The sequence below is a fragment of the Bifidobacterium sp. SO4 genome, from assembly GCF_018555355.1.
GTDB lineage: Bacteria > Actinomycetota > Actinomycetes > Actinomycetales > Bifidobacteriaceae > Bifidobacterium > Bifidobacterium miconisargentati.
Map to the genome: position 1 here is coordinate 1 of NZ_JAFEJP010000021.1, position 16,547 is coordinate 16,547.

15 protein-coding genes and 2 pseudogenes are annotated in these 16,547 nt (G+C 64.1%); 9 read left to right on the forward strand and 8 right to left on the reverse strand.

Annotation, left to right across the window (positions count from 1 at the left end):
• Positions 1-692 precede the first annotated feature (692 nt).
• The 5 genes and pseudogenes from JS536_RS10900 to JS536_RS10920 form a co-directional block, all read right to left on the reverse strand.
• Positions 693-1,817 (reverse strand): annotated as a pseudogene (locus JS536_RS10900) (DUF3027 domain-containing protein); the annotation flags it as partial.
• Positions 1,818-1,827: 10 nt separating this feature from the next.
• Positions 1,828-2,217, reverse strand: coding sequence for a cold-shock protein (locus JS536_RS10905; RefSeq protein WP_109056622.1), 390 nt, complete (start codon positions 2,215-2,217; stop codon positions 1,828-1,830).
• A gap of 294 nt (positions 2,218-2,511) precedes the next feature.
• Positions 2,512-4,599: pseudogene (locus tag JS536_RS10910) on the reverse strand (HAMP domain-containing sensor histidine kinase); the annotation flags it as partial.
• Between the two features lie 91 nt (positions 4,600-4,690).
• Complete coding sequence (locus JS536_RS10915; RefSeq protein WP_109056621.1) at positions 4,691-5,422, reverse strand: response regulator transcription factor; 732 nt, start codon at positions 5,420-5,422, stop codon at positions 4,691-4,693.
• Positions 5,415-6,137, reverse strand: coding sequence for a TPM domain-containing protein (locus JS536_RS10920; RefSeq protein WP_214356942.1), 723 nt, complete (start codon positions 6,135-6,137; stop codon positions 5,415-5,417). The genes JS536_RS10915 and JS536_RS10920 overlap by 8 nt, the downstream gene beginning before the upstream one ends.
• A 221-nt stretch (positions 6,138-6,358) precedes the next feature.
• On the opposite strand from JS536_RS10920, the gene JS536_RS10925 reads away from it, so the two are divergent.
• On the forward strand, positions 6,359-6,649 hold the full coding sequence (locus JS536_RS10925; protein ID WP_109056619.1) for a WXG100 family type VII secretion target: 291 nt from the start codon (positions 6,359-6,361) through the stop codon (positions 6,647-6,649).
• 172 nt (positions 6,650-6,821) lie between these two features.
• On the opposite strand, the gene groL is transcribed toward JS536_RS10925, so the two are convergent.
• The 3 genes from groL to JS536_RS10940 all read right to left on the reverse strand — a co-directional run bounded on the left by groL (position 6,822) and on the right by JS536_RS10940 (position 9,837).
• Positions 6,822-8,447, reverse strand: coding sequence for a chaperonin GroEL (gene groL / locus JS536_RS10930; RefSeq protein WP_214303857.1), 1,626 nt, complete (start codon positions 8,445-8,447; stop codon positions 6,822-6,824).
• Between the two features lie 247 nt (positions 8,448-8,694).
• Positions 8,695-8,931, reverse strand: a complete 237-nt coding sequence (locus JS536_RS10935) for a cold-shock protein (RefSeq protein ID WP_094667229.1) — start codon at positions 8,929-8,931, stop codon at positions 8,695-8,697.
• Positions 8,932-9,147: 216 nt separating this feature from the next.
• The gene (locus tag JS536_RS10940) at positions 9,148-9,837 is read right to left on the reverse strand and encodes a LytR C-terminal domain-containing protein (RefSeq protein WP_214356943.1); all 690 of its coding nucleotides are present in this window, start codon (positions 9,835-9,837) and stop codon (positions 9,148-9,150) included.
• Between the two features lie 114 nt (positions 9,838-9,951).
• Between JS536_RS10940 and JS536_RS10945 the strand changes: the two genes are divergently transcribed.
• The 8 genes from JS536_RS10945 (at position 9,952) to JS536_RS10980 (ending at position 16,546) form a co-directional block, all read left to right on the forward strand.
• The gene (locus JS536_RS10945; protein WP_214356944.1) at positions 9,952-10,650 is read left to right on the forward strand and encodes a uracil-DNA glycosylase; all 699 of its coding nucleotides are present in this window, start codon (positions 9,952-9,954) and stop codon (positions 10,648-10,650) included.
• 52 nt (positions 10,651-10,702) lie between these two features.
• The gene (locus JS536_RS10950) at positions 10,703-11,788 is read left to right on the forward strand and encodes a MoxR family ATPase (protein ID WP_214303854.1); all 1,086 of its coding nucleotides are present in this window, start codon (positions 10,703-10,705) and stop codon (positions 11,786-11,788) included.
• Between the two features lie 20 nt (positions 11,789-11,808).
• Positions 11,809-12,759, forward strand: a complete 951-nt coding sequence (locus JS536_RS10955) for a DUF58 domain-containing protein (RefSeq protein ID WP_214356945.1) — start codon at positions 11,809-11,811, stop codon at positions 12,757-12,759.
• Positions 12,760-12,761: 2 nt separating this feature from the next.
• Positions 12,762-13,319: a hypothetical protein gene (locus JS536_RS10960; protein WP_214356964.1), complete on the forward strand. Its 558-nt coding sequence runs from the start codon at positions 12,762-12,764 to the stop codon at positions 13,317-13,319.
• Positions 13,316-14,371: a VWA domain-containing protein gene (locus JS536_RS10965; RefSeq protein WP_214356946.1), complete on the forward strand. Its 1,056-nt coding sequence runs from the start codon at positions 13,316-13,318 to the stop codon at positions 14,369-14,371. Before JS536_RS10960 ends, JS536_RS10965 begins: the two co-directional genes overlap by 4 nt.
• Positions 14,368-15,417, forward strand: coding sequence for a vWA domain-containing protein (locus JS536_RS10970; protein ID WP_214356947.1), 1,050 nt, complete (start codon positions 14,368-14,370; stop codon positions 15,415-15,417). The genes JS536_RS10965 and JS536_RS10970 overlap by 4 nt, the downstream gene beginning before the upstream one ends.
• A 35-nt stretch (positions 15,418-15,452) precedes the next feature.
• Positions 15,453-16,022 carry a DUF6466 family protein gene (locus JS536_RS10975; protein ID WP_214356965.1) on the forward strand — a complete coding sequence of 190 codons (570 nt, stop codon included), beginning with the start codon at positions 15,453-15,455 and terminating at the stop codon, positions 16,020-16,022.
• Between the two features lie 209 nt (positions 16,023-16,231).
• Positions 16,232-16,546, forward strand: coding sequence for a hypothetical protein (locus JS536_RS10980; protein WP_214356948.1), 315 nt, complete (start codon positions 16,232-16,234; stop codon positions 16,544-16,546).
• Position 16,547: the final 1 nt, after the last annotated feature.

The following is a 16,547-nucleotide window of genomic DNA, read 5'->3' on the forward strand; positions in this document are numbered from 1 at the left end:
CGTAGCGTTCCCGCCTCGCCTCGCACATAAGACCCCGACTCGCGTACTCCACGCCCTCGAAAACCCACCTGCCCATACATGACTCCCGCCACCCGGCCAAGCGTTGCAACGATCACTAGAACCCGCCATTCCGTCTTTATCTATTCGACTTCGTCTTCCGATGCCGCAGTCGCAGGTTCATCCCCGGTACCCGGCTCAGCGTCCGCATCCTGCGGTTCCGGAGTAACCTCCGCGTCATCGGATTCTGCGGATTCTGCAGCCACGTCACCCGCCGCATCCTCGACCGACTCCTCGGCCGCATCCGACTCGGGTTCCTCATCCGCAACCGGTTCATCATCCTGATCCTCGGCTTCGGAGTCGTCCGCATCCTCCGAACCGGCCAGCGGCTCCTCAGCTACAGCTACCTCTTGTTCCGTATCTTCGGAATTGTCGGCACCGCCGTCAACGGTGTCCTCGGTCGATTCCTCAGTCACATCGGCCATATCCCGTTCATCGGAATCACCCTCGGACTCCCCGGCTCCGGTCTCTTCCTCAGTGTCCGAGACGTCAAGACCCTCGGTTCCTGGCTCTTCGTCCTCAGTCGATTCCGTCTCCTCGGAATCCTCCGGCTCGGCCTTCTCGGATTCAGCCTCGGACTCGCCGGACTCCTCGTCATCATCCGCGTCATCCGCGTCATCATCGGCATCAGCGCGCTCGGCCTTGGCCTGACGCAGCTGTTCGATGAGGTCGACCACAGCCTCCAGTCCCGGCGCCACGTCGTCGTCCACGGCGATCATGCCATCGGCGTCCTCATCCGACTCATCGTCCAGATCGTCGCCATCGTCGGGCTCGGTGTTACGCAGGATGTCCTCTTCGGTCGCCTCATCCGAATCGGCATCGTCGGCATCGTCCCCGGCAATCACCGGAACGTCGGCGTCGTCCATATCCTCATCGGCAACGGCGATATCCTCGCCCGCGGCGTTGGCAGCCACAGCATCCGCCACCACGCCGGAAAGCATATCCTCGGTGGATTCCTCGTCTTCGGATTCCTCGCTCTCATCGGCGGACTTGCCGCGTTTGCGGCTCGCGGAGGCGATCACATCCACATGCATGTCGTCGAAGGCCGGCTTGGACTGCACCCACAGATGGCTCGGCTCCGGAGGCTCGATCTCGGAGTGCTCGCCGCAACCGTGGTCCAACGAGACCACGCGGCCGTCATCCGGGCTCCACTTGTTGGCGCACACGCCGAACATGCGGTCCAGCTCGCCGGTCAGCGGCACGAAGAAACCACAGGTGGAGCACAGGTTGCCGTCGGCGGTCTTGGTGCTCAGCGCCTTGGGACCGCGCGGGCCCTCATACCAGCGCTTGGCGGCCTGCGCGCGGCCCAGCGGGCTCAGCACATGGCGTCGGGTGAGCCGAAAGGTCTGGACGGCGTCGTTCACGTCCTCCAACGAGGACTCCTCCACTTCGCCGGGCTCGATGCGCTCATCGTCCGGATCGGTGCCGATGGAGTCGGTGGGGGAAAGATCGGTGGGTTCCAGACGATCCTTCCACGGCACCCACTTGGGCGGCATCAGCGCACTGTCCGTAGGCACCAGCGAGGATTCGTTGACGGTCCAGGAATCCAGCTCGATGTCATGGAACAGCGTCACCGACCACTGCCAGCCTTCGTATCCGCGCACGGCGGCCTGGAAGCGGAAGTCGGTGACGTGATCCTCGAGTTCGATCGCCTCGACGAAGTTCCCCACCTGCTCGGGCTCGTCGGCCACTTCGAGCAGCACGGCCTGCGCGATGGCGCGCGGATCGGGCGCAGCTGCGGTTTCGGTGTTATCAGTCATAGACAAATCTTCAGTCCTGTACGTCGAACTGGTCCGCCACGGCGCGCAGCAGGGTGGCCAGCTTCTTGCTTTCGGCTGCGGAGGGGTAACGATGGCGGCGCAGCGTGTTGCCGGCCGTGTCAAGCATCTTGATGAGGTCCTCGCAGATGGCGGCCATGTCGTCCGCCTTCGGGCGGGTGGCCTTGACCAGGCTCGGGGCGGAGGCGATGGTGCGCACGCCCATGGCCTGCGGGCCGCGGCGACCGTCCACCACGGAATACTCCACCTTGGCACCCTTGCGCAGCGTGGTCACGCCTGCGGGCAGGGCCTGAGCCGGCAGGAACACGTCCTTGCCTTCCTCACTGGTGATGAAGCCATATCCCTTGGCTGCGTCAAACCAACGAACTCGACCGGTGGGCATTGCAAACCTTCCTTAATCCTTGAGATCAGTAGTAAACCAAAGTACCAGTTTACCGCACAGGGCTTGACCTCATGCTTTGGGCTGAGTCGGAAGGCCCGTCACCAGTCAGCCCAACCGGCCGCCCCGGCCCGATTGGCCCGACTGATTCGGATTCGTCACCTGGTTCGCAGCGCTCGCCTGCGCGACCTGCCCGGACTGTACCGCCTGAGCCGATTGGGCGGCAAACTGCGCAGGCTGAGCAGCTTGAGTGGCCTGAGCAGCCGCCTGCACGGGTTGCGCCGGCTGCTGGACGGTCTGGGACCGGCCCTCGCCGGAGAACCACGATGACTTCTGCTTGCCCTTGGCGTTCTTCGCGCCCTTGCCGGACTTGCCGTCCTTCGTCTTGCCGCCGGGCATCCCCGCCGTAGTCGGCTGGGCCGCGACCGTCGGGGCCATCGGTTCGATGGGCAGCACCACGGTCAGCGTCAGGCCTCCCCCGTCGGTGGCCGTGGCGCAGATGAAGCCGTGATGCGCCTTGACCACGGACTGCGCGATGGCCATGCCGAGACCGGTGCCGCCCTTTTCGCGGGCGCGGGAGGGGTCGGCCGTGTAGAAGCGTTCGAAAATCTGCGAACGGGAGGCATCCGGCACGCCGGGACCGTGGTCGATGAACCGCAGCACCGCGTATTTGTAGCCGGTCTGCATCGAGGACCCCACTTCGGCGGCGTCGATGAACCGGCGCAACGAGGCGTCCGTGGCGGGCATCTTGGCAAGCTGCTTCGGGTCGATGGCGGCGGGCATCACGCCGAGCGCGGCCTCCGCCGAGGAGTCGACGGGCGTATAGCGGTGGATATTGCCCACGATGTTCGTCACCACCTGGCGCAGGCGCGAGGCGTCGCCGGGCAGCGTCACGTCCTGCCAGTCGCCTTCCTCCACGTGGAGCGTGGCGGGATGGTTGAGGTCGCGTGCGGGCTCCAGCGTGATGATCTGGCGGGTGATGGCGCGTTCGGGATCCAGTGCATGCAGGTCGTCCACGGCGTCGGTCACCAGCGAGGAGAGGCGCACGGTGCCGGTCACGTCGATGCCGCGGCCTTCGTCCAGTCGGGCCAGCGAAAGCAGGTCCTCCACCAGCACGGTCATGCGCTGGCTGGACTTCTCGATGTGTTCGATGGATTCGTCCGCACGTTCCAGCGCACCGGGCATGTCGCGCTGCATCTTGTACAGTTCCGCATAGCCGTGGATGGCGGCGAGCGGCGTGCGCAGCTCATGGCTTGCGTCGGAGACGAACCGCTTCATCTTGTTGGTCGTCTCCTCCTGTTCATGGAAGCTCGATTCTATTCGGGTCAGCATGGTGTTGAGGGACGCCGCCAGGGAGCCCACCTCGGTGTTCTCGGGTGCGGAGGGGATGCGCTGGCTCAGGTCGCCGGCCGCGATCTTGGCGGCGGCCTTCTCCATGCGCTTCAACGGGGTGAGCGTGTGCTGGATGATGAGCGTGGACAGCGATCCGCCCAGCAGCAGCACGGCGATGCCGACGACGATGCAATAACGGGTCAGCGTGCTCATGATGTCGATCTGGTCCGAAAGCGACAGGCCGATGTACACCACACCACGCACCTTTTCACCGCCCTTGCCGTCCGGACCGGTGAACTGCAGCGGCAGGATGCGCCACGGCGAGTTGGCCGCGGCAAGGACCGAATGGCTCACATTGCCGGAGGGGTTGCCGAGAATCTTGATGGTGCCGCCCGATGATTCCGTCTGTCCGCTGCCCGAACCACTGTCCGAGCCGCCCGTGCCGCCACCGTTCTGCGTGTCCGAGCCGTTCTGGCCATCCGTGGATCCGCCCGAGCCACTGGACCCGCTGGAACCATTGGAATCGTAGGAATTACCCGAATTGTTGGAATTGTCCGGCGAGGTGGATTGGCTGCTTTCGCTCTGCACCTCCTTGACCTGCCTGGCCACGGCCGGTGCGGTGAAGATCTGGCCGAGTTTGATGCCGGTGGTGTCGCCGTTGGTGGGCAGCACCGGCATGGATACGATGCCACTCTGCAGCTGCGGCAGCAACGGCGTCACCGTCAGCGGGTCGCCGTTGTCGTCCGTGGTGCCGTCCGTGTACTGGATCTGCAGGAAGTATGAGTTGATGCCGCTTGAGTCGTTCTTGGACAAAAGATCGACGTTGTTGAACACCAGTTCGCGTTGCTGGTTGAGCTGCTTGTCGATTTTCTCCAGCATGTAGTTGCCCACCAGCGTGCGGATGGAGAAGGAGATCACCGTCACGCCGATGAGCAGCACGGCGATGGTGCACACCACCAGTTTGCTGCTCAGGGAGACGCGGTCGAGATGGCGCAGGAACAGATTCTTCTTGCGTTCGTGCTGTTCCTTGAGTCGTGCGGCCGCCGGGGTCATGGTGGGGCCGGCCGCCGCCGGGGGCGCGGGCATGGGCGCGGCGGGGCCGGATGGGATGCGGGGAAAACTCATGATATCGAAGGTGTAGCGGTCAGTTCTTGGGTTCGCGGATCATGTATCCGATGCCGCGCTTGGTCTCGATGAGCGGGGTGACCTTGCGGGTCTCGCCGTTCTCGTCGGTGTAGGTCACGCCGTCCACCTTCTTGCGCAGGTAGGAGATGTACGATTCGACGATGGCGGCGTCCCCGCCCCAGTCGTATTGCCAGACGTGATCGAGGATCTGGGCCTTGGAAAGCACGCGGCCCTCGTTGTCCATCAGGTAGCGCAGGAGCTTGTATTCGGTGGGGCTCAGGTCGATGGGCTGGCCCGCGCGGGTCACGTCATGGGAATCCTCATTGATCTCCAGATCGGCCACGCGAATGATCGGGTCGTCCTCCACCTGTTCGCGGGTGCGACGCAGGATGGCGCGGATGCGGGCCACCACTTCCTCCAAGCTGAACGGCTTGGTCACGTAATCGTCGCCGCCCACGGTCAGGCCCATGATCTTGTCCTGCGTATCGTCGCGCGCGGTCAGGAACAGCACAGGCGCATCGATGCCCTCCTGGCGGATGCGGCGGGTCACAGTAAAGCCATCGATGTCAGGGAGCATGACATCCAGGACGATGAGGTCCGGCTGCACCTTCTCGATGACTTCGATGGCTTCGGAACCGGATGCGGCGGTGTTCACCTCGAATCCGGCGAAATGAAGGGATGCGACGAGCAGTTCGCGGATGGACGGCTCGTCATCTACAACTACGATCGATGCTTCAATAGGCTTACTCATGCTTTCTAGAGTGTCGCGTTCGTCTGGGCGTTTCCTGAATGTCGCCTTGGAGTTCCTTCCTGGCTTTTCTCCGGGCCTTCTTCTCCTGCCAGCTCAGCGGCTGGGCGCTGGCGCGACGCGGCTTCTTGTTACCGGACCGCACACGGATCACCACCATCAGCACCACCACGATGATGAGCACCACAAGTACGGCGGCCATCACGATGATGCCAATCTTCACCGAGGACGACGAAGTGGAGGTCTTCTGCGATTTGACGATCTGATCCATCATGGCCGTGGCGGCGCCGGACCAGTCGGGCGTGCTTTTCATCAGCGGTTGCTGGGCTGCTTCGGAGAGCTTGTCCACGGTGTCCTGGTCCTTGAGCCATTCGTCCGAGTTGGAGGAGACGGCCACCACCAAGTTGCCGTCGTTCGAGGCCACGGCCAGCAGCACGGTGTTAGGCTTCGGGTCCATGGATTCCAACACGTTCTTGGCCCACTTCTGCGGCGTGAGTTTGCTGTTGAAGGTGGACAGATAGAGCAGGTGCACGTGGACACCAGCTTCCTTTTCGGTGTTGGCGATGGCGTCGGAGACCTCGGAGACGTGCGAGCCGAGCAGGTTCTCGGTGTCCGTGATGTTCTCGGTGATGGTCACGCCGCTGTCAGAGCTCGAGGAATCGCCGCTGCCGGTGGTGCCGTCCGAGTTGTCCCCATAGGCGAATCCGCTTATCCACATGGACCCCAGTAATGCCGCGACAACCATGAAAACGCAGCAGACAAGCCACATTCGGGACTTCCTGCCGGCGATATGCGCCACCTGCGTCGAAGATGGAACCACAGTGGCCGTTTTTCCTTCTGCCCAATTCGTTTGTGCCATAGGCTCCACCATAGCGGCCGGTACTGGCATTGTCGGTCGTCATCGACCATGATTCACCAATGCCGCGAAAGGAGCGCATCATGCCCCAATATCAAGTGGATTCGGAACGGATCCAATCGTCCTCGGCAGCCGTGGCCAATTCGGTCGCCCAGATCCGGCAGGCCGTGGCCGGCATGTACACCAATCTCAACAGTCTGCAGGAGGCGTGGCGTGGTTCGGCGGCCACCCAGTTCACCTCGGTCGCCGCACAATGGCGTTCGGCCCAACAGCAGATGGAGGCCTCGCTTGAGTCCATCCAGCGTTCGCTGACCCAGGCCTCCACCGTCTACGCCGACGCCGAATCCCAAGCCTCGCGACTCTTCGCCTCATAGCTCCTGTCCTTGCCGCCCCTCTGAGGGGAGCCGTCGTCGAAGACGACTGAGGGGAGTCTCGTGGATGGGCATAGCCTCGTCCGGCGAAGGAATCCGGGGAAAACACAGAAAAGGGACTTCCCAAAGGAAGTCCCTTTTCTTCAGCTAATCGGAACGACTAATCCCTAGCGGATCAGTAGCCCATGTCGGCACCGGCGGCCGGGGCGGCGGCCTTCGGCTCCGGCTTGTTGGCCACCACAGCTTCGGTGGTCAGGAACAGACCGGCGATGGAGGCGGCGTTCTGCAGGGCGGAACGGGTCACCTTGACCGGGTCGGTCACACCGGCGGCCAGCAGGTCCTCGTAGGTGTCGGTGGCGGCGTTGAAGCCCTCGCCGTCCGGCAGGGAACGAACCTTGTTGATCACCACGTCACCGGAGACACCGGCGTTCTCGGCGATCTGCTTGATCGGGGCCTCGATGGCGCGGAACACAATGGCGGCACCGGTGGCCTCTTCGCCGGTCAGGGAGGTGACGGCCTCATCCTTCTCGGCCTTGGCAGCAGCCTGAACGAGGGCCACACCACCGCCGGGCAGCAGGCCTTCCTCGATGGCGGCCTTGGCGTTACGCACGGCGTCCTCGATGCGGTGCTTGCGCTCCTTGGCCTCGACTTCGGTGGCGGCGCCGACCTTGATGACGGCCACGCCACCGGCCAGCTTGGCCAGGCGCTCCTGCAGCTTCTCACGATCGTAGTCGGAGTCGGTGTTCTCGATCTCGGCGCGGATCTGGGCCACGCGAGCGTCGATGTCCTCCTTGGAGCCGGCACCCTGGACGATGGTGGTCTCGTCCTTGGAGACGATGACCTTCTTGGCGTGGCCGAGCACGTCAACGTCGATGGAGTCGAGCTTGAGGCCCAGCTCGTCGGAGACGACCTGAGCGCCGGTCAGGATGGCCATATCCTGCAGCATGGCCTTGCGGCGGTCGCCGAAGCCCGGGGCCTTGACGGCGCAGGACTTGAAGGTGCCACGGATGTTGTTCAGGATCAGGGTCGGCAGAGCCTCGCCGTCAACGTCCTCGGCGATGATCAGCAGCGGCTTGCCGGTCTTCATGACCAGCTCGGCCACGTGGACGATGTCCTGCTGGGAGGAGACCTTGCCGGAAGTCAGCAGGATGTACGGATCCTCCAGCACGGCGGTCTGGTCGTCGGCGTTGGTCACGAAGTACGGGGCGATGTAGCCCTTGTCGAAGCGCATGCCCTCGGTGAAGTCGAGGTCCAGGCCGAAGCGGTTGTTGTCCTCGACGGTCACGACGCCATCCTGGCCGACCTTGTCCAGGGCCTCGGCGATCTTCTCGCCGACCTCGGGGTCAGCGGCGGAGATGGTGGCGGTGGCGGCGATCTGGTCCTTGGTCTCGACGTCCTTGGCGGCGGCGACGAGCTCCTTGACGATGACCTCGGTGGCCTTCTCGATGCCGCGACGCAGGGCGATCGGGTTGGAACCGGCGACCACGTTCTTCAGGCCTTCGTGAACCAGGGACTGGGCCAGCACGGTTGCGGTGGTGGTGCCATCGCCGGCGACGTCGTCAGTCTTCTTGGCGACTTCCTTGACCAGCTCGGCGCCGATGCGCTCGTACGGATCCTCAAGATCGATTTCCTTGGCGATGGACACACCATCGTTGGTGATGGTCGGGGCGCCGTAGGTCTTGTCCAGCACCACGTTGCGGCCCTTCGGGCCCAGGGTGACCTTGACGGTGTTGGCGAGCTTGTCGAGGCCCTCCAGCATACCCTGACGGGCTTCCTCATCATAAGCAATGATCTTTGCCATGGTTGTGTGTTCCTCCAAATGGCTGCGTACTTACAGTGTCCACTCGTGGATGCCGAGCACCGACCCCCGGCCGTCAGCTGCCGGTTATCACTCTCGACCTCCGAGTGCTAACCCAGACATTAGCACTCACGGGTGCCGAGTGCCAACATCGGCCCCGGCGATTGTGCTCTCGGCATGAAAATACAGAAAAGCCCCGGCCGCCTGTGCGGTCGAGGCTCTGTGTGCGCATCCTTGCATGCGCCGGGTATCAGGCGCGGTCCTCACCGGAGGACAGCTTCACCACGTCCTTCGCCTGCGTGCCCTTACCGGACGGGACAGGCGTGTACTCCACGCGATCGCCCTCGTACAGCATCTTGAACTTATTGGTGCTGCCGTCGTCCTTGATCTCCGCGTAATGCACGAAAACGTCCTCGCCGCCGCCGTCCGGCTGGATGAACCCGAACCCTTTCTTGGCAAGGAAGAACTTCACGGTACCTTGTGCCATATCTGATCTTTCCTTTGTTCCCTTTATAGGCGTCGCGACACATACCTATAGGGAACGTAGAAAGAACCGCATCGCGCTCCCCCTACCTCGCGACTAGAGCACGATTGTACAGTGAAGAGGGAACATTCCCAACCAATTCAATACGAAAACGTCCAAAAACATGAGAACGTTCACACCCGGTCGGGGCTGTTTTCCTAGGTTTTGCTTGGGTTTACGCTAGTTGAGCAAAACCACGGTGATCGGCACGGCAAGGCCCTGCGCCTGCTCCACGGTGGCGATGCCGAGCGTGTTCGCCACGTCCTCGGCGGTGGCCTTGTCGGTCTCGTTCTGGTACCACACCACGGTGTAGGTGGGCATGGTGAGCGTCCCGTCGGGGTTGGCCGCCGTCACGCTCGTGTATCCGGAGGTCTGCAGCACGTCGGACCGCTGGCCGGCGTAGCCCTGGATGCCGGTGGCGTTGACCACGAGCACCTGGGTGGCCTTGTTCACCGTGGAGGTCTGCTCGGACTGCTGGGCGTTCTGGTCGGTGCCGTCCGTGGAATTGGTGGAGTCCGACTGCGTGGAGTCGGTGGACGAATCCTTGGCGTCCGAGGAGGACGTGTCCTTCTTGGCGGAATCGTCGGAGTCGTTCGTGGACGTATTCGAGGAGTCCTTATTATCGGCGCTATCGGCATTGCTCGCCGTCTCGCTTTGGGAGGTGGACTGGCCCAAAATCACCTTGTACTCGCCGGACACGAACAGCCACGCGCCCACGCCGGCGAGCGCGGCGATCAGCATCACGACGAGGAACGGCGCAAGACGTGCCATCAGCGGGCGCGAGCCACGGTGGACGCCCACCGGCCCCTTCGGCGGATTGTCGAAGATATCCCGTTCGTAAGAGTCATAGGTCATCTTGTCGCGTGCCATGGCCGCCCTTCCTGTATGAAAAACTACCCATGAGTCTAACCCGGCAAGCGTCAAATCGCATTATCGTGCCACGCCGGGCCGCAAAGCGACCGCCTTTGGCTACAGTGGTGAGCCATGGTTAAACCTTTACGAGATCTGGTCGAGCCCGGCTGGGCCGAGGCTCTGGCGGATGTGGAGCCCACCGTTCACCGCATGGGCGATTTTCTCAGGGCCGAAAACGCCGCAGGACGCCCTTGGCTGCCGGCGAGCCACAATATCCTGCGCGCCTTCACGATCCCCTTCGATTCCATCAAGGTGCTCATCGTGGGGCAGGATCCCTATCCCACGCCGGGGCACCCGGTGGGTCTGAGCTTCTGCGTGGCGCCGGACGTGCGCCCGCTGCCGAAGAGCCTGATCAATATCTATAAGGAGCTGGTGGACGACCTGGGCGTGCCGATGCCCTCCAACGGCGATCTGACGCCGTGGACCGAGCGCGGGGTCATGTTGCTCAACAGGTGCCTGACCGTGGGAGTCGGCCGTCCGAACTCGCATCAGGGCAAGGGCTGGGAGGAAGTCACCGAGGCCGCGATCCGTGCGCTCAACGCCCGCACGGACGCCGACGGCAAGCCGAAGCCGCTGGTGGCGATTCTCTGGGGGCGTAATGCACAGAGCCTCGAACCGTTGCTCACCAATGCGTTCATCATCAAGTCCCCGCATCCGAGCCCGCTGTCGGCCTCCCGTGGCTTCTTCGGTTCCAAGCCCTTCTCCCGCGCCAACCAGGCCCTCATCAACATGGGTGCGGAGCCTGTGGACTGGACTCTTCCTTCGGCTTGATTCCGGTGAAGTTTCACAACCGCCGTCAGCGTGAGTCGTTACAGTGGTGGGCATGACTCTGTTCCCCACGCAACCGAACATGCCCCCACAACCGCTGCCCCGGCCCGCCATGCCGCCGGCCGGCCAGCCCATGATCCAGACCCCGGCGCTGAGCGCCGACGACACCAAACGCGCACGTGCGCTGGCGGACAGCATCCGCGCGCGTTTCGCGCAGACGCTGGTGGGACAGGACAATCTGCGTGAGTCGCTTATCGTGACCCTGGTGGCCGGCGGCCACATCCTCATCGAATCGGTGCCGGGCCTGGCCAAGACCACGGCCGCGCAGACGCTGGCCACCTGCGTGTCCGGATCGTTCAAGCGTGTCCAGTGCACCCCGGACCTCATGCCTTCGGATCTGACCGGAACGCAGGTGTTCGACTTCGCCTCGCAGAAGTTCACCACGCAGATCGGCCCGATCCACGCCAATTTCGTGCTGTTGGACGAGATCAACCGTTCCAACGCCAAGACCCAGTCGGCCATGCTGGAGGCCATGGCCGAGGGTGCCACCACGATCGGCGGCCAGCGCATTCAGCTGCCCAAGCCGTTCATGGTGATCGCCACCGAGAACCCCATCGAGGAGGAAGGCACGTTCAACCTGCCCGAAGCCCAGATGGACCGCTTCATGATGAAGGCCATCATGACCTACCCCTCCGCGGACGAGGAGACGCGCATGCTCGCCATGCTCACCCGCCGCGGCTCCGACATGATCGGCCCGGACACCATCACCGGCGAACGCATCTCCGTGACGGACGTGGACTTCCTGCGCCGTGCCGCACGCCGCGTGCATGTGTCCGACGCGATCATGCGGTACGCGGTGGATATCGCCGCCACCTCCCGTGGCGCCGGTTCCCGCCCCATCAAGGGGCTGTCCTCGCTGGTCCGCCTGGGCGCCTCGCCCCGCGCCACCATCGCCCTGACGCGCATCGGACAGGCGAACGCCCTCCTGTCCGGCCGTGACTACGTGGTACCGGAGGATATCAAAGCGTTCGCCCACGAGGTGCTGCGCCACCGCATCGTGCTCACGTTCGAGGCGCTGGCGGACGGCGTGGTCAGCGACCAGATCGTGGACAAGATCGTCGAGACCGTTCCCGTTCCGTGAGTCAAAGCATGAGTGCCGACGTGACTTCCGTTTCCGTCCGCAAGAAGATCGAGGCCCTGGGCACCCAGCTGAGCCTGCCCACGGTACGCAAGGCGTTGGGCGTGCTGGAGGGCGAGCATGCGTCCGGCCGTCGTGGCGGTGCCGGCGATGTGATGGACGTGCGCGCCTACGAACCGGGTGACGAGTCGCGTCTGATCGACTGGAAGTCCAGCGCCAGGCAGGGCCGTCCGATGGTGGTCCAGCGTGAGCGTCTGGCCACGTCCAAGGTGTGGCTGCTCATGGATGTGGGCCGCGAGATGGGCGGCATGTGCGATTCGGGGGAACGTGCCTGGGAGGTGGCGGCCAATGCGTTGCGCATGTTCGCCGCGCTGTCGCTGCGCCGTGCCGACGACATCTCGCTGGTGTTCGGCGATTCGTCGAGCATCACGCGCATCCCGTTCAATGGCGGGTTCGCGCAGTTCGAGCGCACGCTGGACAAGGCGCTGGACCGTATGTGGGAGCATCAGCGCAATATCGATGCGCTGTTGGCGTACGCCCGCCGTATCAAGGACCGCGACGCGCTCATCGTGCTGGCCACGGACGAGCATGCCCTGGCCGAACGGCACATCCCGGAATTCCGCCGCATCGCCCGCACGCACCCGGTGGTGCTCATCGATGTGGCCACGCTCAATCCGTTCCGCCCGCTCCGGGCCGGTCACCCCTCCCCCACGGATGGCGTGACGAGCCGCCGCGTGCCGGCGTTCCTGCGTTCCGCCAAGGCCGCCGCCGAAGTGGACACGCATCGCGGGTATATGGCGGCCGCGTTGGAGCAGGAGTTGGGACGCACAGGTTCGCACATGATTCGCGCCGGTTCGAGCGAGGCCATGTTCGACCGGTTCGTACATCTGGTTTCGGCGTCGCTGGCGCGGACCACGCGCAACCAGCTGGGCGCATCCCCTGACGTGACGTTGATGCTGGGGGTGGCGCGATGACGATGGACTCATTGGCCGTCGTATTGGCCGTCGTATTGGCCGTCGACCCCGGCGATCTGAAGCCGGTGGGCGCGTTGCAGCTGACCGGGCCGCTGGCCGCGGTGATCGCGGCCTGCCTCGCCGTGGCCGTGGCGCTGGTGATCGCCGCGGTGTTGCTGTCCCGCCCGTCCAGGAGGCCCCGCAAGGAGACCGTACAGCGCGGCGCCCATAGCGGTGCCGGCGCCAAGGCCGTGTGGCGTGACCGTATCGCCGACGTGGTGGCCCGCAACGAGTCCGGCGAGTTGGGCCGCGAGGATGCCTTCGCCGAGTTGGCGCAGATCGCGCGAGAGTTCGCGGGGGCCGCTTCGGGCCGTGAACTTTCGACCAGCACATTGACCGATCTGACCCGTCTCAACCGCACCCCGGCGAATCGCCAGGGTCTGGATTCGCTGCGCCAGACCATCAGCGCGCTGTATCCGCCCGAATTCGCCGATGCCTCGCGCAACCGGGCCGCGCGTGAGGCAAGCGTCAGAGAAGCGGCCGAATGGGTGTCCAATCTGGTGGAAAGGTGGCGTTCATGACCCTCACCTGGCATTGGCCTTGGGCCGCGTTGGCCGCCGTGCTGGTAGCGGCCGCGCTGGTGACGCTCATCGTGGTGTTCTCGCGCCGTTCGCAGTCGGACGAGGCCGTGTTTTCCTTGGACGACGATCTCAATACCGAGCATGCCTCGCGGCTGTTCCGCCAGTGGCGTGCGCTCGGCCGTCTCGCCGCCGCGCTGATTGCCGTGGCGCTGTTGTTGGCCGTGGCGCTGGTCGCGCGCCCCAGTCAGGTGGATGCGGGTGCGGAGCGCGCCTCCAGCCGCGACATCGTGCTGTGCCTGGACGTGTCCGGTTCCACACTCCCCTACGATCGTGAGGTCATCGATACGTACCGTGAGCTGGTGAGGCACTTCCAGGGCGAACGCATCGGTCTGAGCATCTTCAACTCCACCTCGCGCACGGTCTTTCCGCTGACCGATGACTACGACCTGGTCTCCAAGCAGCTCGCCGCGGCCAGCAAGGCCCTGCGGGGCGTGGAATCGCAGGACGACATCGACAAGATGTCCGATTCTGATTATCAGAAGATCGCCGACTGGCTGGACGGCACGCAGAACCGCAAGGACGCCACATCGCTGATCGGCGACGGCGTGGTGTCCTGCGCCGCCATGCTGCCCGGTTTCGCATATGGCGAGTCCTCCAATGCCACCGCCGAGCGCAGACGTGCGGCTTCGATCGTGCTGGCCACGGACAACGTGGTCTCCGGCAAACCCACATACTCGCTCACCGAGGCGCTGGATCTGGCCCGGCAGGCCTCCATCACCGTGGACGGCCTGTATTCCGGTCCGAAGTCCAGTGAGAACGACCAGACCACCACGGACATGAAATCGGCCATCGAATCGCACGGCGGCGTCTTCCTGACCCAGTCGAACGGCAGGAGCGTGAACGAACTGGTGCGGGACATCGAATCGCGCCGGGACACGGCCAGCGAGAACCAGGCGAAGGCTTCGATGGTGGACGCGCCTGGTCTGTGGACGCTCGCGCTCGCACTGGTGATGGCGGTCTGGATCGCATGCGTCTGGAGGTTGCGCCGATGAACGGATTCACCTTCTCCCCCGCCCTGGGCTGGGTGGCCGGCGGATTGCTGGCGGGTCTGCTGACGGTCCTCGCCGTGGCGGAAATCGTACAGTTCATCCGCAGGCGCAAGGCCGGTGCGAGCGACGAGACCGTTGCGGCCTGTATCCGCCGCACGCTGATGATGCTCGTGGCCGCCGTGATGGTGCTGACGCCCAGTGTGGTGGCACCGACCACCTCCCGCGCCATCAACGCCACCGACGTGATCCTGGCCGTGGATGTGACCGGTTCGATGGCCGTGACCGACGCCCGTTATGGGTCCGGTGATGCCATCAGCCGTATCGACGCGGCCCGCAAGGCCGTGCATGATGTGACCGACGCCTACCCGGACGCCAGTTTCGCGGCCATTCGTTTCGGCGCTTCTGGCACGCTGGACGTGCCGCTGACGCCGGACGCGCCCGCCATCGACAATTGGGCGGATACGCTGACGCTGGAATCCACGTCTGTTTCCGCCGGTTCCAGTCTGGATGCACCGATCGATCAGCTGCTGATCACCGCCAAGTCGATTCGCGAGGCCCATCCGGATGATGCGATTGTGCTGTACCTCATCAGCGACGGCGAACAGACCTCGGACAAGACCCGCCGCACGTTCTCCTCGCTGAGACGTTATCTTGATGACGGGTTCACCGTGGGCGTGGGCTCGACCGAGGGCGGCAGGATTCCGGCCATTGCGGACGGCCTGAGTACCGGCGGTTCGGCCGCTGGCTCCGATACGGCCGACCAGTGGATCCTCGACCCGGATACCGGCGAGCCCGGCGTCTCGAAGATGGACGAGAAGAATCTGAAGGACATCGCCGACGAGATCAGCGGCACGTATGTGAAGCTCGGCGAGGCGCAGACGCTGGCGGACGCGGTGTCAAGCAAGGTCTCCGACCAGTGGAGGGTCACGTCCACGGTCAAGGAGCGTACGCGCACCACGCCTGTGGTCTGGCCTCTGGCCATCGTGCTGGCCCTGCTGTTGGCGTGGGAGCTCGGCGCCTGGATCGTGACTTCAAGGAGGCTGCTATGAGCAGGAATGCCGAAACGGCTTCGGCACGTTCTTCGGTGCGGCCGGCGCGGTCGGCGCGGTCGGCGCGCGGACCACTGGTCGTACGCATCGTGTTGGCCGTAGTCGCCGTGGCGCTGCTCGTGGCGGCGGGATTGGCCGGTGTGAACCTGGTGGCCGCCAACCGGTTCAATCAGGCGACCGCCTCACTGACCGCCAATATCAAGGCAGCGCGGGACGAAAAGACGGATGCGGATACGCTGCACGCCCAGCAGCAACAGATCGACGCGCAGTTCGCGGAGGCGGGCCGCATGCGGGCGGTGCTGTTGCCGGAGATCCGGAACGCCATCGATACCAATGCATCCATCTCCGCCGAGCTGACCAAAATCACGCTGGAGCGCGTGCAAGAACAGCAGGGCGGGGCCAGCGCACAGAACCAATCCTCGAATCAGAACTCCTCGTCGTCCTCCAACGCCAAGAAGCAGGGTTCGTTGACCGAGGAGCAACGCAAGAAGGTCGAAGAGCTGATGAAAGCGAATCAGCAGTCGGCCGACGGCGACTCCACCACCACGAACAAGACGGAGCAGAAGACCCAGAACAAGGGCACGGGCGCCACCAAGCCGTGGTGACGTTGTGGTGACGTTCCTAGTGATGGTCGGATCGTGGCGGTGCCGGTGTTTCCCCATAACTGACACCGGCACCGCCACGTTGCGTCTGCCGCCGTTCTTCTCTTCCGTCCACAGCATTTGTGCATAACTTTCCCAGAAAACGGCAAGCTGGAACCACATGCCTCGGTTCGGCTGGACAGTCTCGCGCGTCTTCCGTTTAGCTGGAAGGCATGAACACTTATCTCAATGCATCCTTGCGCAATCAATCCTGCCCCGCTCCGACCAACGACGGCGTAATCCCGTTGTTCAGCATCTGTCGTTGTCTTCTTTTCATACAATCCGGTCGCGATTGCGTCGCTCAGCAATATGCATCGGCTACCACCTCCGTTGAAAATGCTGCCTCGGCAATCGCGCGTTCCAAAGACATCGAATGGACCGGCAACGCCGCCGAATGGTTCCGCTCCACGTTGGACCGCACCGCGTACACCATCAGGATGCTGGCTGACGACATGGAAACCACGCAGCGACTGTCAATGGGGGCCTGAA

Excerpts from the sequence above, each read along its gene's own strand:
- JS536_RS10905 (WP_109056622.1), bottom strand. The coding sequence starts at position 2,217 with ATGCCCACCGGTCGAGTTCGTTGGTTTGACGCAGCCAAGGGATATGGC.
- JS536_RS10915 (WP_109056621.1), bottom strand. The coding sequence starts at position 5,422 with ATGAGTAAGCCTATTGAAGCATCGATCGTAGTTGTAGATGACGAGCCG.
- JS536_RS10920 (WP_214356942.1), bottom strand. The coding sequence starts at position 6,137 with ATGTGGATAAGCGGATTCGCCTATGGGGACAACTCGGACGGCACCACC.
- JS536_RS10925 (WP_109056619.1), top strand. The coding sequence starts at position 6,359 with ATGCCCCAATATCAAGTGGATTCGGAACGGATCCAATCGTCCTCGGCA.
- groL (WP_214303857.1), bottom strand. The coding sequence starts at position 8,447 with ATGGCAAAGATCATTGCTTATGATGAGGAAGCCCGTCAGGGTATGCTG.
- JS536_RS10935 (WP_094667229.1), bottom strand. The coding sequence starts at position 8,931 with ATGGCACAAGGTACCGTGAAGTTCTTCCTTGCCAAGAAAGGGTTCGGG.
- JS536_RS10940 (WP_214356943.1), bottom strand. The coding sequence starts at position 9,837 with ATGGCACGCGACAAGATGACCTATGACTCTTACGAACGGGATATCTTC.
- JS536_RS10945 (WP_214356944.1), top strand. The coding sequence starts at position 9,952 with ATGGTTAAACCTTTACGAGATCTGGTCGAGCCCGGCTGGGCCGAGGCT.
- JS536_RS10950 (WP_214303854.1), top strand. The coding sequence starts at position 10,703 with ATGACTCTGTTCCCCACGCAACCGAACATGCCCCCACAACCGCTGCCC.
- JS536_RS10960 (WP_214356964.1), top strand. The coding sequence starts at position 12,762 with ATGGACTCATTGGCCGTCGTATTGGCCGTCGTATTGGCCGTCGACCCC.
- JS536_RS10965 (WP_214356946.1), top strand. The coding sequence starts at position 13,316 with ATGACCCTCACCTGGCATTGGCCTTGGGCCGCGTTGGCCGCCGTGCTG.
- JS536_RS10970 (WP_214356947.1), top strand. The coding sequence starts at position 14,368 with ATGAACGGATTCACCTTCTCCCCCGCCCTGGGCTGGGTGGCCGGCGGA.
- JS536_RS10980 (WP_214356948.1), top strand. The coding sequence starts at position 16,232 with ATGAACACTTATCTCAATGCATCCTTGCGCAATCAATCCTGCCCCGCT.